This is a genomic window from Halorientalis regularis, assembly GCF_023698535.1.
Lineage (GTDB): Archaea > Halobacteriota > Halobacteria > Halobacteriales > Haloarculaceae > Halorientalis > Halorientalis regularis.
Genome location: NZ_JALJCL010000008.1, coordinates 148854 through 164669, shown reverse-complemented (window position 1 = coordinate 164669; position 15816 = coordinate 148854). Strand labels below are relative to the sequence as shown.

Sequence of the window (15816 nt, the reverse complement as noted above, 5' to 3'; positions counted from 1 at the left end):
AAGGTTTTGACTCCTCCGGACGAACCATCGCCGAATGTACGGGGGTATACGCTGTCCGATCCGCGCCACCGGTCGCGTCAACTCGGTCAGCAACGGCTGCCACGGGGGTCGATGAGTCGGTGGCCGAACTCGTGTTCTGGGGCCTGGTCGCGTTCGCGACGCTCACGGGGTTAGTCACGGCCTGGACGCTCGGGGCCAACAGTAACTCCCCGCCGTTCGCCCCAGCCATCGGTGCCAACGCCATCTCGACGATGCGGGCGGCCTTCCTCATCGGCATCCTCGCCGCGCTGGGGGCGCTCACGCAGGGGGGTAGCATCTCCGAGACCGTCGGCGCGGGACTGATCGACGGCGTGGCCATCACCTCGCTCGCGGCGACCGCGGGGCTGTTGACCGCGACCGCGTTCATGGCCTTCGGGATCTACTCGGGCTATCCGGTGCCGGCCGCGTTCGCGACGACGGGCGCGATGGTCGGCGTCGGGCTCTCGCTGGGCGGCGCGCCCGCGTACGGCACCTACCAGCGGATCGCCGTGTTCTGGGCGCTCGTGCCGCCCGTCTCGGGCGGGCTGGCCTACCTCACCGCGACCATCCTGCGCCGCGACGACATCCCCGAGACGGTGGGCGTCCCGTTGCTGGCGGCGCTTGTCGGCGGTATCGTGGCGAACGTCCAGTTGAGCATCATCCCCTCCCCGACCGGCCAGCCCCAGGGCTCTGTCGCCGGGTACGCCGGCGGGATGGCCGCCCGAACTGGCGTGAGCGGCGCGGAACTCGCCGCGACGGTCCTCGCGACCGTCCTCCTGGCGGCCGTGAGTTTCCAGTACATTCGACGGGCGACCCAGCAATCGGTGGACCGCGGAGTGAAAGTGTTCCTCGTCGTGCTGGGGAGTCTCGTGGCCTTCTCCAGCGGGGGGAGTCAGGTCGGCCTCGCGACTGGCCCGCTGGAGAATCTCTACCGGGCCGAACTCGGACTACCGGGGATCGCCTTGCTCGCCATCGGTGCGGTCGGTATCCTCGGCGGTGCGTGGATGGGCGCGCCGCGACTCCTGCAGGCGACCTCGCGGGAGTACGCCCAACTCGGCGTCCGCCGTTCCATCGCCGCGCTGGTCCCTGGGTTCGCCATCGCACAGGCGGCCATCGCGCTGGGCATCCCCATCTCGTTCAACAACATCATCATCTCGGGCGTGATCGGCGGCGGCCTCGCTGGCGGGTCGGCTGGCGTCTCGCGTCGCAAGATCGGCGTGACGCTGACGTTCTGGATTCTGACACTGGTCACGTCGGTCGGCATCGGGTTCGGGCTCTACCGGGTGCTGGCCGCCGTCCTCGGCTAGCGGACGACGGTGACCGTGACCGGGGCCTCGCCGACGACGACGGTCGCGACGGTCCCCAGCAGGCGACTGGCGAGGTCGCTTTTCGCGCCGCCGTGTCCGCCCATGACGACGTGGTCCACGTCGTGGTCGTCGACGTATTCGAGGATGGTGTCGGCCGGGTCGCCCGTCTCGACGACGGTATCGAGGTCGCGCTCGGCCGCTTCGGCCTGGCGGCGCGCCCGCTCGACCAGGTTCTCGGCGCGGTCCCGGGCCGCCTGCTCGCGTGACTCGTCGGTGTCGAGGATGCCGCCCTCGCTCATCCCCTCGTCCAGCGGGGTCACCACGTTCAGCACAGTAATCGGGCAGTCGCAGGTGGAGAGCGCGTGCGCGAGCGCGTCGTCGGCCAGCGGTGACCCGTCGAGCGGTACCAGCACGTGAGAGGCCATACTGGCAGTAGTCGCCTCGGATACAAGTAGTCCGGCGGTGGATCTGGACTCCGCGGCCTGAATCTGGGTGAAATTTAACCTTCCGGGGAACGAAGCTGTCGTAATCAGGCACCCGCATGGCGGAGACGTTCTACAGCGTCCTCGGCGTCGAGTCCGACGCCGACGCCGAGGCGATACGGGACGCCTACCGGGCCCAGGTCAAGGAGACCCACCCGGACGTGAGTGACGACGCCGACGCTGCTGACAGCTTCAAGCGACTCACCGCCGCCCGCGACGTGCTGGTCGACGAGGCGTCCCGCAGCCGGTACGACCGCGTCGGCCACACCGCCTACGTCCGCGACCATCTCGATAGCTCCGCCTGGTCCGTCGAGGACGCGGGGGCGGGGTCCGCGGGGCGCTCGGCCAGTTCGGAGTCGCCGGGTACGTCGAGCCAGCGCAGTACCGACGAGGACGAGAACGCCGAGAACTACCAGCGTTACCGGTCCAGCCACGCCGAAGCCAGTTCGAGTGGCCGCGACAGGTCTCGCCGAACGGGGCGAACCGGACGACGGGAGCGGACCGACCGGACCGCAGGGACCGAGACAGGAAGCAGGAATTCTGGCGGGACCAGCACCACTGACACCGGGACCGGCGGAACCGACACCAGTGACAGCGACGCCAGCGGGAGCGACGCCAGTAGAACCAATCCCAGCGGAAGCGACACCGACGAGTACGGGACGTGGTCGACCGACGCGGGCCAGGATTGGGCCTTCTCGGAGTCGTCGTCGACATCGACGGCGACCGGTGGGCACAGCGCGGACCCGCGCGACCGGGCGCGAGCCGACGGCTGGCAGGCGGCTCACGCGTCGACGAACGCCTACACCCCCTCGGGGTACGAACCGACGGCGGCGGCGACCAGCGACGTGGGTGTCGGGTCACTGCGGGACGTGCTCCGGCAGGTCGGTCCCTGGCTGGCCTTTCACTTCGTGTTCCTGATCAGCGCGTTCGTCACGATCTGGCTGATCATGTCCTGGATCCCGTCGGTCCCGATGCTGTTCGTCTCGCTGTTGTTGCTCGGAGCGACGGTCTTCTTCTCCATCCTCCACATGGTCTCGCAGGTGTACTCCTAGTCGGCTTCCATTCCGTCGGCGATGCGCTTGGCCTCGACGACGCTGACCTCGCCGCTCTCGGACCAGTCGAGCTGGTTGTAGATCGTGCAGTTACGACACTGGTCGGAGAACACGTCCGTCTCCGTCGTGACGTTGCGGCTCTCACACACCCGACAGTGCCAGACTTTCGTCGCCCCCCAGACGAACTCCGAACTCATACACGCCCTGTGGACCGCTACGGCCAAAACTCCCCATCAGACACGCGTCTGACGCCCCCTTCGTATAAAGACACGGGAGTACGGTGCATAATTTATTTAGCATATCGAGCGATTCGAACGGGTGGCACTATGGGACGTGGGGACGAACCGAGGCGAGTTACGAGACGGACGTATCTGCGTACAGTGGGCACAGGGACGGCAGCAGCGGTCGGGTTGGGGGCGACTGCGACCGGCACTGCGGCGGCGTTCGAAGGGTCCTACGCCGGGCGAGTGACGACCCGCGGACACTTCATCGCGCAGTTGTTCCTCGGCGTGGACTACACGGCGGGACACGACCGAACGGATTACGATACCAGCGCCACGATTCCGGGGCTGACCGACGACGCCTCGCCGTCGGAACTGGTGGTGTTCGTCCACCGGTACGACAAGGGCCTGACGGGCGCACTCGAATCGCTCCGGAGCTTCAACGACGGGCTCCGGTCGGCGGGGTACGACGAGGCGCTGATCGGGTACGACTGGGACGCCGACGAGGGTCGCTGGGGCCAGACCGTCGAGATCGCGGACCTGAACGCCGACAAGCTCGGCACGTTCGTTCGGGACTACCGGGACGCCAGCCCGGACACCGACGTTCGGCTGGTCGCCCACGGCGGCGGAGCCAAGACCGTCGCGGAGTGTCTCGAGTTCTTCATGGACCGGGGCTACGACACCTCCGTCAAATCGGTCGACTTCCTCGGCGGGGCCATCGACAACGACTCGGTGGCCACCGACGGCCAGTACGGGCAGGCCATCGCCGAACACTGTGATACCTGTCGCAACTACTACAAGACGGACGACGACTTCCTCGGCTGGACGTACGCCTGGAAGGAGTGGGACAAGGCCGTCGGCGACACCGGCGCGGAAGGCGAACCGCCGGACAACTACGAGGAGTACGACGTGACCGACGACGTGAGCGATCACGACAGCTTCCCGCTGCCCGACGACGGCTGTGTGCCGACCGTCGTGGACAACTGGTCCTGACCGACCGAACGTTCGGTTCGAGAAACGTTTTTGCGCCGCCGCGGACTACCGTCGAGTATGCTCGGACTGCCCTCCATCGCGGTCGAGTTTGTCGGCGCAGGTGCGCTGTTGCTGGCCCTCGGATATCTCATCCGGTTCCGTGAGTGGACCTTCCTGCTCGCCGGCTACGACGAGACGTCGCCGGTCCCCTCGGACGTGGCCGCGAGCGTCGCCGGTAACACTGTCCTCCGGATCGGGGTCGCGGCGCTGGTCGTCGGCGGTGCCTACGCCGTCGCGGACCCGCCCGCCGCCCTGTCGACGGTCTTCGCCGCCGTCGTCGTCCTCGACGTGGCTCGACTGATCTACCGGCTGAACACGTACAGCCCCGACGAGAAGAACCCGACCCCCGGGACGGAGTAGTCCCTAGTAGGACCGCCGGGCCAACAGGTTCCCGTCGGGGTCGTACACCACCACCGAGTCACCCGTGTTGTCCCAGATCGCACGTTCGGACCCCCAGTACAGTTCCGTCTGGGTGTCGTCGCCCGACCCGGTGTAGAGGGTCACCGAGGCGTCCGGATCCAGCGCGAATCCGTCGGGGAACTCGTAGGTGTGGCCCGCGTCGTCTTCGACCCGACAGCCGGTCAAGTCCGCCGGCTCGTCGCCGGTGTTGGTGAACGTGACGTACTCCTCGTTCAGGTTCTCGTGGTCGTCGCCCGGCGCGTCGAACTGGGCCTCCGTGACCTCGATTCCGGAGTCGCCTCCGACCTCGGTTAGTTCGCCGGACGTCACCGTCCCGGTGGACGCCGTGACGGCGGTCCCGCCGTCGGCCTCGGGTGGCTCGGAGAGGCAGAACGAGACCGAATCGTGCGTGTCGAACCCGACGTGGCCGCTGTTCACGATGGTCCTGTCGTCGACGTCGATGTGGACGGTGTACCCACAGGCCGGGAGGCCCGTGGTATCGAGCTTCCAGCTCCCGTTCCGGGTCCCGGTCTGTACGCTCGGGTACGATTCGGAACTGGGGGACGGACTCGGCGGGTTGCTGACGTTTTCGGGGTTCGTGACGCCGATGCTGAGGTCCTGGAAGTGCTCGTCGGTTCCCGTGTACGTCCCGTGGATCGTCACGCCGGCGGTGAAGTCCCCGCAGGCGTCGGCCTGCTCTCTCGTCCCGTCCGGGTGTTCGATCTCGTCGATCGTGATGTTGGCCTCCGGCTGGGTGTTGTCGAGGTTCACGATGACCGTGTCCCGCGTAGTACCGTCGGGACAGGTGACCGTCGGTGTGGAGACGACCGGGCCGCCCGCCTCCTTGGCCTCCAGTTTGATCTCCCAGCGGCCCTCCTTGTCGTGGGTGGGCCACTCCGCGAGCTTTCCGTTTGGGACCCACCGTTGTGGAAGGTCCTGCTGGTAAGTGTAGAAGCCGTCGGGGTCGGTCGTCTGTTCGACATCCATCTCGGTGAGTCCCTGGTACACTCGCAGGCTGAACGCATTCTGGACCGGTCGCCACGGTTTCGATCCCGAACTGGTGTAGGGCCGGACCAGCACGCGATACTTCGTCTGCGGGAACGACGCGGGGCTCACGATCCGCCCGTGGATCGTGACCGTCCGGCCGAAGGGGCTCTCCCTCGCAGTGAAATCCGGCGATCCCTGTGCCTGTCCCGTGGCCATTCCGCTGGGTTGCTCGATCTGGCACGGCGTCATGCTCCCGATGGTCCCGAACTGTGGGACGCCGTCGTCCAGTTCCGGACCCGGTGGCACGTGGACCAGCGTCTCCATCGATTCGCCCCATCGGGGCGTCCAGTACGGGTCCGACGCTGGCGGTTTCTTCTCCCAGGACAGTGTAGCCCGGACCCGGACCAGACTCGCGCCCTCCTCACAGGGCTGCTGTCGGTGACGCAGGTCCGCCGGGGGGAACGCACCGTACACCAGTCCGTCGCCGGGGAGGTTGCTGATGTCGTGGACGCCGACCGACGTGGTGCCGAGGTGAGTCCACTGACTCGTGTCCGGGTCCCACTCCCAGAAGGCGACGTGTTCGTGGCTCCCGTCCGAACAGAGACCGCCCAAATAGCCCGTGGGCCGCTTCACTGTGAACGTCGCGTTGAGACCGTCCCGCGACAGCCCGACGCAGTTCAGTTCCTCGTAGTACGTGTCTCCCTGCTCTTCGAGCAACCCCTGGATCGCTTCCTCGGTGTCGATGTCCAGTTCTTCGATCTGCTCTACGAGGGTGTCGGTGTCGACCTCGTCGATCGCCGTCCCCTCCGTCGCCAGTCCGCTGAGTTGCGGGAACACGAACCGATGTGCCGGAACACTCGTCTCCCGATACTGGTCGACGAGGTCGGGGAGCGCCGTCGACTGCGGGTCCAGCGAGAGCGTCTGGGACAGGTCCAGCCCCGTGGTCAGTTGCTCGGGCAACTGTACGTCGAACATCTCGGGGAGGTCCTCGACCGGGAACGTCGACAGCGGTTCGATCTGGATCCGCGAGTCGAGGACGTTCCCCCAGACCGGAGTGAAATTCGGCGTGCCTGCCGGTGGTCGCCGGTTCCACGAGAGTATCGCCCTGACGCGTGGCAGGTGTGGCTCGGCGCAGAACTGTTCGTCCGGGTCGACCTCCATCGAGACGCCGTATTCGAGGGCCCCGTCGCTCGGCACATCGTACGCTCTGAAACTGGTCACGCCGATGTCCTGCCAGGAGCCGTCGTTGTTCCAGTCGACATAGAACCGGACGTACTCCGGCGTCCCCGACGAACAGATGCCGCCACCGTAGCCCACGTCCCGCTTGACGTGGACGACACCCTCTATGCGCTCCAGCTCGGGCTGGTACCCGACACAGGTTAGCTCCTCGTAGCTCGTATCGCTCTCCAGTGGTTCGACCGCTTCCAGGTCCGCGTCCGGGAGATTCCCGAAGTAGTTCGGATTCTGGCTGACGAGCTGTTTGAATTGCGTCCGTTCTTCGGGCGGTTCCGGGACCTCTTCGCCGAGGTCGGCCGTATCGACTCCGAGATGTTCGAGCGTCGTCCTGTCGAGTTCACCGTGGGCCTCTAGCTCGTTTTCCAACTGGTAGTCGGCGATCGCCTGCCGCGTCTCTTCGTCCAGCCGCCCGTCGAACTCACCCGTCTCGAACCCCTGCTCGCGTAGCTGTTCTTCCGCGTTCTGGACGATTTCACCGTCCGATCCGAATGGTAATGGCACCCATTTTCACCCTCATTAATGTAAATTGAAGTCTATCTTTTAACTATAAATAATCTTGGATGTGATTTTTATTTGATCTTTGTGGTGGTAATTTCGACAACCGTTTTTCCCTGGCCCGACGAGAAGTGGTATGAACGTCCGGGAGATTTCGGAGTTGCGGCCCGACGAGCGGGCCGCGATCTTCGAGCGTGACGCCGGCGTCGACGAGGTTCGCGACGACGTGCGCGAGATCGTCGACCGCGTCCACGAGGAAGGTGACGTGGCGATCCGCGAGTACAGCGAGGAGTTCGACGACGTGTCGGTGGGCAATCTCGACGTGACCGACGCCGCCGAGCGCGCCGTCGAGGAGATCGACGACGGCGTGCGCGAGGCCATCGAGACCGCCGCCGACAACGTTCGCGCGTTCCACGAGCGACAGGTCCCCGACGACTGGCGCGAGGACTTCGACGGCCGGGAGCTGGGTCGCCGGTTCACCGCCGTCGACCGTGCGGGCGTCTACGTCCCCGGCGGCACCGCTGCGTACCCCTCCAGCGCGCTGATGTGCGTCATCCCCGCCAAAGTAGCGGGCGTGGACCACGTCGCGGTCGCGACGCCACCCGCCGAAGAACTCAACCCCGTCACGCTCGCGGCCGTAGAGATCGCCGGGGCCGACGCGGTCTACCAGGTCGGCGGCGCCCAGGGCATCGCGGCGCTTTCCTACGGCACAGAGACCGTCGACCGGGTCCAGACCGTCGTCGGTCCGGGTAACCGGTGGGTGACGGCCGCGAAAGCGGAAGTGCGGGGCGACGTGGAAATCGACTTCCTGGCCGGCCCCAGCGAAATCGCCGTGCTGGCCGACGAGACGGCCGACCCAGAGCTCGTCGCCGCCGACCTCGTGGCACAGGCCGAACACGACACCCACGCCTCCGTCGTCGCGGTCACGGACGATCCGGACCTGGCCGAGGCGGTCGCCGAGGCCGTCGGGGACCAGGCTCCGGGTCGCGAGCGCGAGGAGACGATCCGGGGGGCGCTCGACAACGACGAGAGCGGCGTGTTCCTCGCGCGCTCGATGAGCGAAGCCGTCCTGTTCGTCGAGGAGTACGCGGCCGAACACCTGGCCATCGTCGCCGACGAGGACGAGGCCCTGCTCGACCGCATCGACAACGCCGGCAGCGTCTTCCTGGGTCCCTACTCCCCGGTCGCGGCGGGCGACTACGCCAGCGGCCCGAACCACGTCCTCCCGACCGGCGGCGGCGCACGCCGCTACGGCGGGCTCTCCGTGGATACGTTCCTGCGCTCGACGACCGTTCAGCGGCTGGACGACGACACACTCGGCGACCTCTCGGAGACGATCACGACACTGGCCGAGGCCGAGGGACTGGAGGCACACGCCGAGAGCGTCCGGAAGCGCTTCGAGGACTGACCGCACTCACCGGTGGAGTGACCGGGTGAGCGAGACCACGAACAGGGCGATGAAGAACCCGCCCACGAACCCCTCGAAGGCGGTGAGGGTGTCGACGACCGTGTTGGCTCCCTGCGGCGGGTCCAGTCCCAGACTGGTGAACGACTGGAGGCTGTAGACCAGCGGGTCCGCGACCTGGCTGTTAGCGATGTCGACGCCGACGACGGCGTAGGAGGTCGTGAACAACGAGATGACGGGCAGGTCGTCTTGGCCCGCTTCGAGCGCCTGCTCCTTGCCTTCCTCGCCGACGGTGCCGAGCATGACTCCCTCGCCGTCGGCGAACAGCAGTCTGCCGAGGCGGTCACGGGTCGGCGGTGGGCTGAGCGGGTTGCGCTGGGGAACGGGTCACTGGCTGGCAACACAGTTAACACGCTTCGTCCAGTAGCACCCTCCATGAGCGGAACGTCTGTGGCTGCCGAGACGGAGATCGAGGTCACCGAGACCGCCGCCGAGGAAGCAGTCCGACTACTGGAGAGTGAAGACATGGACACCGACGTAGCCGGATTGCGCCTGTTCGTCCAGCAGGGCGGCTGTGCCGGCCTCTCCTACGGGATGCGGTTCGACTACGAACCCGAAGCCGAGGATACCATCTTCGAACACCACGGTCTACGCGTGTTCGTGGACGAGGCCAGCATGAACTACATCGAAGGTAGCGTCCTGGACTTCGAGGACGGACTGCAGGGCGAAGGGTTCCACGTCGAGAACCCCAACGTCGTCTCCGAGTGTGGCTGTGGCGAGAGCTTCCGGACCTAGTCGGCCAGCTCGAAGGCCACCTCCACTTCGGCCTGGTACTCGCGGTTCTCCGCCGCCGCGATCTCCACGCCCATCTCCTCTACTTCGACCCAGTAGACGTTGTCGAGCGTGTTCTCCGCGCGGTCGACCGCGTCGTCGACCGCCTTGTCGAAACTCTCCGGACTCGTACCGATCAGCGTGATTTTCTTGAAAACCATGGTAATAGCTCCCCGGACCACGTTGTTCGTCGCTTGCCGTGTTAAAACTTAGCACGGGGCGGACGCTTTTGTAGCGAACCGCGGCCAAGCCGTCCCGTGCGCTGAGTCGACCGGCACGGTCGAGGCGGGAGCGCGATCCGCCGTGTCGGGGTCGTCGAGGATCGCCTGCTCACCAGCGGCGAGCGACGGCTCAGACCACGCCGTCGTCCCGGAGGTCCGCCAGTGTCGCCTCGTCCAGCCCCAGCTCGCCGACGTAGATCTCGGCGTTGTGTTCGCCGTGTCTCGGGCCGAGGTGGTCGACGGAGCCCGGCGTGCGTGAAAACTTCGGGTGAACGTTCGCGGTCCGGGTTGGCCCGATATCCCCGTCGTCGACCTCGACGATAGCGTCGCGAGCCTGGTAGTGGTCGTCCGCGACGATGTCGCTCACGTCGTAGATGGGTGCGACGACGGCATCGCCGGCCCGTAACTCCTCGATAGCCTCTTCGGTGGAGCGTTCGGCGATCCACGGGGCGATGTACTCGTCGAGTTCGTCGGCGTGGTCGACGCGGGCGGCGTTGTCCGCGAACCGCGGATCGTCGACGAGTTCGGGGTGGCCGACGATCTCGGCGAGGTTCTCGAAGATCGATTGGGCCGACGCCGAGAGGGCCACGTAGCCGTCGGTCGTCTCGTAGACGTTCCGCGGCGCGGCGTTGGCGTGGTGGTTGCCCAACCGCTCGGACACCGTTCCCTGCTTGTCGTACTTCTCGACCTCGCCGGGGAACATCCGGAACAGCGATTCCAGCAGGCTCACGTCGATTACCTGCCCCTCGCCGTTCCCGGTCACGTCGCGCTCGAACAGTGCCATCAGGAGTCCCTGCACTGCGGTCTGGCCGGCGACCATGTCGGCGAGACTGATCGGCGGGAGGAGCGGCTCTCGGTCGGGGTAGCCGTTGACGTGGGCGAACCCGGACATGGCTTCGGCGGCGGTGCCGAATCCAGGGTCCTCGGCTTTCGGTCCGGTCTGGCCGTAGCCGGAGATGCGGACGACGATCAGTTCCTCGTTGGCCGACTGGAGGCGTTCGGGGCCGAGGTCCCAGCCTTCGAGCGTTCCGGGGCGAAAGTTCTCGACGACGGCGTCGGCGTCGGCGACCAGTTCCAGCGCCAGGGCCTGCCCTTCGTCGGTACTGAGATCGGCCGTGACACAGCGTTTGTTCCGGCCGAGTGACTTCCACCAGAGGCTCGTCCCGTCTTGCTCGGGCGGCCAGTCCCGTATCGGATCGGGACTGTCCGGGTGTTCGACACAGATCACGTCGGCACCGAAATCGGCCAACAGCATGGTCGCGTAGCCACCGCTGACCATTCCCGAGAAGTCGACGACACGCAGGCCGTCGAGGGGGCCCGACGGTCCGTCGGTCGTATCCCTATCGCTCATACGTGGCCCTGGGAGAACCGGCTGGTTACCGTTTGTGTTCCGTCGTGCCCGCGCCGATGAGACTCCCGGTCAGGGTTCGGGGTCGAGGTTGTCGAGGTGGTGTCGCGCCTGCGCGAGCGCGCCGTCGTCATCCTCGGCGAGGTAGTGGCCGACGGCCTGTGCGGCTCCGATCAGGGCCTCGCTGTCGGCCAGCGACACGTCGCCGTCGAGCGCATCGACGCGCTTGCGGTGTTCGCTCAACGAGCTCAGGAGGTCCCGTGCCAGTTCGTCCGGGTCGTCCTTCAGGTAGGTGCGCAACTCGTCGTGGTAGTCCGCGACGGCGCTGGCGTAGGCCAGGCCCCGCGCCGCGCGCATCGACTCCGGGACGGCCGACGGGCCAGGGCGTTCACCCTGATCGGCACCGCGCAGGAGTTCCAGCACGTAGTACTCCTCGTCGTCCTCGATGCGCATGCTCCGGTCCAGCTCGAGCGCGGCGTGGGCGAGTTCGAGTGCAGCGAGATAGGTGTCGCCCAGCGGGCGGAGGTCGCCGGCGTCGATGAAACCCTGCTTGCGCACGTACGCCCGACACTGTTCGCCGGCGTCGGTGGCCAGTTCGGGTAGTGGGTCGTCGTCGATGCGGTCACGCACGTCGGTCAGGTCGAGTGCCACTCCGCTCGCCGTGTGTTCTTTCCGGTCGTCGACGCCGACGCTCCGGAGGCTCCCACACTGGGGACACTCCACACTGCCGGTGTCGTAGTACGACCAGCGCGTGCCACAGGACTTGCACTCCCGGTCCCCGCGAATCTTCATGATTCCCTCTATCGGTGCCAGCTTCAAAACTGGCGCGCTCTCCACAGTTTCGGCTCGCGCGAGTGTGAAAATACTTGACGCTCCCGTCCTTGCGGATGTATATGCGCGACGAAGAGGAAATCCGCGAGCAGTACGAGTTCTTGAAGGAACAACTCGACGACGAGAACATGAACCATCAGGGTGTCAGACAGATGTTCACGTACTACAAGCGGGCCCTCGGATGGGTGCTCGAAGAGGAGTATATCTGATCGGTCACTCTTTTCGGCCCTGGATCGACGGCTGCGTACGACTCACTCGCAGAAATTGAAAAGTAACAGCAAACTCCCGGACGGCGAATAGCATTGGCGTGGCCGGTACATTTAAGTGATTATGGCTACTGCGTTCAGGTGACGCTTCGCTTGGAGGGCCGAAGCGTCAGCGGGGACCAATTCAGGGCGGCAAGCGACCACGCGGGGTCTTTTCACCTCCGCGTGGTCTGCTTTCCATTCGACGCGAACCAGAAACCGAACAGTCGATAGACCGTAGCTATTTGATGTTGAGCGATCCGTCGGAGCCGCTGGTGTCTTCGTCCCACTCCAGTTCGAACTCGATGCTCAGCTCGCCGGGTGCGTCGGTCGGCCCCTCGCGTTCGGCTTTGACCTCGAATTCGACATTCGCGGGCGGTTCCATCGTGACGGACTGATCGCCCGATTCGAGCGTGATCGGTCCCCCGTCGTCCAGTTTGTCGGCCACCGTCCGCAGGTACGTGGCGACATCTTCGCGGCGTTGTACGCGCTCGGTCTCGAACAGCACTTTTTCCGGCATGCGTCTATGATACGGTGCCACGGAAGATAAACGTGGCAGTCAGCGGGCAGGCGACCGCAACGTGACTATCGGCTGAAAGATTGACCAGCGATAGGTTCGTCACTGTTTTCTCGATGTGATACGACGGATTCCGCACGGAATCGACCCGTTGATGCCCGCGGACGTATCGAAGTTCGATATATTTATGATATTCCGACAGTAACTTAGATGTGGACATTACCGATGTACGACCTGACAGGATTCCAGCGTGACCTGCTGTACGTCATCGCCGGCCGGGATGAGCCACACGGGTTGGCAATCAAGGAGGAACTCGAGGAGTACTACGAGAAGGAGATCCATCACGGTCGCCTCTACCCGAATCTCGACACGCTCGTCGACAAGGGCCTGGTCGAGAAGGGGCAACGCGACAGGCGGACGAACTACTACAGCCTGACCCGGCGCGGCCGCCGGGAGATCGACGCCCGGCGCGAGTGGGAAGAACAGTACGTCGACCTCTGAGACGGCTGGCGTGGTGGCGGGTCACGGATCTGTCGGACCTGAGGCCGATCAGTATCCCTGTTTTCGTAGTTCGAGTTACCTGTCCGCTCGCGTGTCGTCGCTGTCAGCGTCGGTGGAATCGCTCTCTTGCTGGTCGTCCGCGGAGCGTTCGGCGTCGTCGTGGGGGCCGCCGTCGGTGACGCCAGGTTCCGTACCGTCCGGTGGCGCGGTCGTCTCCGTTTGCGTCAGGTACGTCGGATCGACTGCGACGGGGCGGATCGTCGTGCCTGCGAGCAGTTCCGGGAGGACGATTCGCGCGAAGTGAAAGACCAGTACGAGGATGATCGGGCCGAGGAAGATGCCGTGCCAGCCAAAGAGCAGGGGACCGAGGATGTACGCGAACATCACCAGTCCGATGTGCAGGTTCCGGCCGGAGACGTACGGTCGGAGGACGAAATCGGGCAACAGGTCGACGATAACGATGGTCACGCCGGCGACGAGCGCGACGAAGCCGAACCCACCGTCCTGGAGATACGCCGCATAGCCGAGATGCCCCAGCATCGGGACGTAGACGATCTTCATGCCCACGACGGGGATGAGACTCGCGACGCCAGTGAGGACGCCCAACAAAGCGGGGTAGGGGATCTGGAGACTCTGCGGGCCCACCAGGTTGAGCAGGTTGAACGAAATCGCGCCGATCGCGCCGGTGACGATGGCGTTGAGGATGTTGCCGAAGAAGATGCTCGCGAAGTCCTGGTCGACCGCCCTGGCGTACGTTTCCAGGACACCGCGGTCGTCGCCGAACTTGAGGAACCAGCGCGACAGGCGACTGCCGTCTTTGAGCATGTAGTACGCGAGCGCGAACATGACGAACAGGTGGAGCAGGCCGTTCCCGATGAAACCGATGTACTCGAGCGCGGCGAACAACGTACTCTGTGCGGTCTCGACACTCGCCTGATCGACCAGAGTTGCGGGGTTCTCGACGATCTCCGACACGTTGGCATACGGTTCGATTAGCCCCATTACCGGACCGAGTTGCTGCCCGTCGAGGTTGTTGAGTTCCTGGAGGGCGATGGCGATGGTGTACGCGAGCAAGGCGACGGCTGGGAGTGCGAAGACGGCAAGCGAGAGGGCGGCAGCGATACTGCGCCGCCGGATGCGCCGCCCAATGCGCTTGTACGCCGGCCGCGTCGCGTAGTAAATGAAGATGGCGAACACGAATGTCCCGATGAACGTGTGTACGACGTAGGCGACGGTCACACCGAACACGGCCGCGAGACCCCACCAGAACGCTCGCGTCCGGTCGACGTCGAAATCGACCATATCCCCTTTTTTGTAGCGTACCTAATAACAACCCCGGAGGGTAGCGGTGGTATCTGGCGTGGTGTTTAAACCGATCAAGGGCGTACAGTAAGGGGTGAGTCCCGTTTTGCAGACGATTCCCGCGCCGCTGGACGCCGAGGTGACGCGGCTCGTGCTGGCAGCGGCCCTGGGGATGTTCCTCGGGCTGGAGCGGGAGTGGGCACAGAAGACGGCCGGCATCCGGACGTTCGCGCTCATCAGTCTGCTCGGTGCTGTCTTCACCGTGCTCGGGATGGAACTCCTGCTGGTCGCCGGTGCCGTGCTGGTGGTCGTGCAGGGTGTCGTCCTCGCGGTCGAGGGGCTGTTGACGGCGGAACAGGGGCTCTCGCTGACGACCTCGGTCTCGATGCTCGTCGCGTACGGCGTCGGGGCGCTGGTCGCCGAGGGGTACCTCGTCGAGGGCGTCACGGTAGCCGTGGTGTCGTCGCTGTTGCTGGTCCTCAAGCGGGAACTCCACAGCTTCGCGTGGGGACTCTCCCGCCAGGAGTTGCGGTCGGCGACTGAGTTCGCCATCCTCGCGTTCGTGGTGTATCCCCTCTTGCCGGCGGGGTCACGGAGCTTCACGGCCGCCGGCCTCACTGTGTCGCTCGAACCCCGTGTCGTCTGGCTGATGGTGGTGACCGTGGCGGGCATCGGGATCGTCAACTACGCCATCGTCCAGACCTACGGCAGTCGCGGGATCGCCGTGACGGGCTTTTTCGGCGGGCTGGCCTCCTCGACGGCCGTGGTCGGGACGATGCTCGATCACGTCCGCCAGCACGACCGGGCGACCTCCTACGCGGTGGCCGCCGTGTTGCTGGCCGACGCGGCGATGGCCCTCCGGAACCTCGTCATCGCCCTCGTCTTCACGATCCAGTCGGGGATCCTGCTGGGTGCGGTCGTCCCGCTGGGGGCCGTGATCCTCGGGAGCGTCGCGGTCGCTGCCTACACCGCCGACTGGCGCGAGTCCGTCGACGTCGACCTCCAGAGTCCGTTCTCCCTGCGCCGGGCGCTCGGGTTCGGCGTCGTCTTCCTGTTGATCGTGCTGGCCGGGAGCGTCGCACGCCAGCTGTTCGGCACCGCCGGGTTCTACGCGACGGCGGCCATCTCGGGGTTCGTGTCCAGCGCGGGCGCGACGACTTCTGCCGTCATCCTGTATCGCGGTGGCTCGCTCACCGGCCCGGAGGCGGTGTTCGCCATCCTGCTCGCGACGGCTGCGAGCATCCTCGTCAAGGCGGGTCTGACCGTCGCCAGCCCGAACCGGCAGTTCGCGTATCGAGTCGCCGCCTGGAGCCTCGCGCTCATGCTCGGGGCGACGCTCGTGACGGTCGCGACGGCAGCCTGACGACCGCCCGAGGGGACGACGGG

18 protein-coding genes are annotated in these 15816 nt (G+C 65.9%); 9 read left to right on the top strand and 9 right to left on the bottom strand.

Annotation, left to right across the window (positions count from 1 at the left end; all coding sequences use genetic code 11):
* The first annotated feature begins 119 nt into the window (after positions 1 to 119).
* On the top strand, positions 120 to 1325 hold the full coding sequence (locus tag MU521_RS12260; RefSeq protein WP_092692806.1) for an inorganic phosphate transporter: 1206 nt from the start codon (positions 120 to 122) through the stop codon (positions 1323 to 1325).
* On the opposite strand, the gene MU521_RS12255 is transcribed toward MU521_RS12260, so the two are convergent.
* Positions 1322 to 1750 (bottom strand): universal stress protein, encoded by a 429-nt coding sequence (locus tag MU521_RS12255; protein ID WP_092692808.1) that lies wholly within the window; start codon positions 1748 to 1750, stop codon positions 1322 to 1324. The two genes, MU521_RS12260 and MU521_RS12255, sit on opposite strands and share 4 nt — an antisense overlap.
* A 116-nt stretch (positions 1751 to 1866) precedes the next feature.
* Here MU521_RS12255 and MU521_RS12250 point away from each other — a divergent pair, with 116 nt between their 5' ends.
* A complete protein-coding gene (locus tag MU521_RS12250; RefSeq protein WP_139171121.1) occupies positions 1867 to 2859 on the top strand; it encodes a J domain-containing protein in 993 nt (330 codons plus the stop codon).
* Here MU521_RS12250 and MU521_RS12245 read toward each other — a convergent pair.
* Positions 2856 to 3056 carry a hypothetical protein gene (locus tag MU521_RS12245; protein ID WP_092692811.1) on the bottom strand — a complete coding sequence of 67 codons (201 nt, stop codon included), beginning with the start codon at positions 3054 to 3056 and terminating at the stop codon, positions 2856 to 2858. The genes MU521_RS12250 and MU521_RS12245 overlap by 4 nt on opposite strands.
* A 183-nt stretch (positions 3057 to 3239) precedes the next feature.
* Here MU521_RS12245 and MU521_RS12240 point away from each other — a divergent pair, with 183 nt between their 5' ends.
* Both MU521_RS12240 and MU521_RS12235 read left to right on the top strand, forming a co-directional pair.
* The gene (locus MU521_RS12240) at positions 3240 to 4073 is read left to right on the top strand and encodes an alpha/beta hydrolase (protein WP_092692814.1); all 834 of its coding nucleotides are present in this window, start codon (positions 3240 to 3242) and stop codon (positions 4071 to 4073) included.
* Between the two features lie 57 nt (positions 4074 to 4130).
* Positions 4131 to 4472 carry a hypothetical protein gene (locus tag MU521_RS12235; protein WP_092692817.1) on the top strand — a complete coding sequence of 114 codons (342 nt, stop codon included), beginning with the start codon at positions 4131 to 4133 and terminating at the stop codon, positions 4470 to 4472.
* Positions 4473 to 4475: 3 nt separating this feature from the next.
* On the opposite strand, the gene MU521_RS21640 is transcribed toward MU521_RS12235, so the two are convergent.
* On the bottom strand, positions 4476 to 7235 hold the full coding sequence (locus tag MU521_RS21640) for a lamin tail domain-containing protein (RefSeq protein ID WP_092692820.1): 2760 nt from the start codon (positions 7233 to 7235) through the stop codon (positions 4476 to 4478).
* A 130-nt stretch (positions 7236 to 7365) separates the two neighbouring features.
* Here MU521_RS21640 and hisD point away from each other — a divergent pair, with 130 nt between their 5' ends.
* Complete coding sequence (gene hisD, locus MU521_RS12225) at positions 7366 to 8637, top strand: histidinol dehydrogenase (RefSeq protein WP_092692823.1); 1272 nt, start codon at positions 7366 to 7368, stop codon at positions 8635 to 8637.
* Positions 8638 to 8643: 6 nt separating this feature from the next.
* On the opposite strand, the gene MU521_RS12220 is transcribed toward hisD, so the two are convergent.
* Positions 8644 to 8937: a hypothetical protein gene (locus MU521_RS12220; RefSeq protein ID WP_092692826.1), complete on the bottom strand. Its 294-nt coding sequence runs from the start codon at positions 8935 to 8937 to the stop codon at positions 8644 to 8646.
* 132 nt (positions 8938 to 9069) lie between these two features.
* Between MU521_RS12220 and MU521_RS12215 the strand changes: the two genes are divergently transcribed.
* Positions 9070 to 9429, top strand: a complete 360-nt coding sequence (locus tag MU521_RS12215; RefSeq protein WP_092692828.1) for a HesB/IscA family protein — start codon at positions 9070 to 9072, stop codon at positions 9427 to 9429.
* Here the strand turns inward: MU521_RS12215 and MU521_RS12210 are convergent.
* The 3 genes from MU521_RS12210 to MU521_RS12200 form a co-directional block, all read right to left on the bottom strand.
* Positions 9426 to 9626, bottom strand: coding sequence for a dodecin (locus tag MU521_RS12210; protein ID WP_092692830.1), 201 nt, complete (start codon positions 9624 to 9626; stop codon positions 9426 to 9428). The genes MU521_RS12215 and MU521_RS12210 overlap by 4 nt on opposite strands.
* Before the next feature lie 190 nt (positions 9627 to 9816).
* Positions 9817 to 11037 carry a CaiB/BaiF CoA transferase family protein gene (locus tag MU521_RS12205; RefSeq protein ID WP_092692833.1) on the bottom strand — a complete coding sequence of 407 codons (1221 nt, stop codon included), beginning with the start codon at positions 11035 to 11037 and terminating at the stop codon, positions 9817 to 9819.
* 69 nt (positions 11038 to 11106) lie between these two features.
* The gene (locus MU521_RS12200) at positions 11107 to 11826 is read right to left on the bottom strand and encodes a DUF7117 family protein (protein ID WP_092692836.1); all 720 of its coding nucleotides are present in this window, start codon (positions 11824 to 11826) and stop codon (positions 11107 to 11109) included.
* 101 nt (positions 11827 to 11927) lie between these two features.
* Between MU521_RS12200 and MU521_RS12195 the strand changes: the two genes are divergently transcribed.
* Positions 11928 to 12074 carry a DUF8555 family protein gene (locus MU521_RS12195; protein ID WP_169302358.1) on the top strand — a complete coding sequence of 49 codons (147 nt, stop codon included), beginning with the start codon at positions 11928 to 11930 and terminating at the stop codon, positions 12072 to 12074.
* A gap of 277 nt (positions 12075 to 12351) precedes the next feature.
* On the opposite strand, the gene MU521_RS12190 is transcribed toward MU521_RS12195, so the two are convergent.
* A complete protein-coding gene (locus tag MU521_RS12190) occupies positions 12352 to 12630 on the bottom strand; it encodes an amphi-Trp domain-containing protein (protein WP_092692839.1) in 279 nt (92 codons plus the stop codon).
* A gap of 222 nt (positions 12631 to 12852) precedes the next feature.
* On the opposite strand from MU521_RS12190, the gene MU521_RS12185 reads away from it, so the two are divergent.
* A complete protein-coding gene (locus MU521_RS12185; RefSeq protein ID WP_092692841.1) occupies positions 12853 to 13128 on the top strand; it encodes a PadR family transcriptional regulator in 276 nt (91 codons plus the stop codon).
* A 75-nt stretch (positions 13129 to 13203) separates the two neighbouring features.
* Here MU521_RS12185 and MU521_RS12180 read toward each other — a convergent pair whose 3' ends face one another.
* Complete coding sequence (locus MU521_RS12180) at positions 13204 to 14430, bottom strand: AI-2E family transporter (RefSeq protein WP_092692844.1); 1227 nt, start codon at positions 14428 to 14430, stop codon at positions 13204 to 13206.
* A gap of 94 nt (positions 14431 to 14524) precedes the next feature.
* Between MU521_RS12180 and MU521_RS12175 the strand changes: the two genes are divergently transcribed.
* Positions 14525 to 15793 (top strand): MgtC/SapB family protein, encoded by a 1269-nt coding sequence (locus MU521_RS12175; protein ID WP_092692848.1) that lies wholly within the window; start codon positions 14525 to 14527, stop codon positions 15791 to 15793.
* Positions 15794 to 15816: the final 23 nt, after the last annotated feature.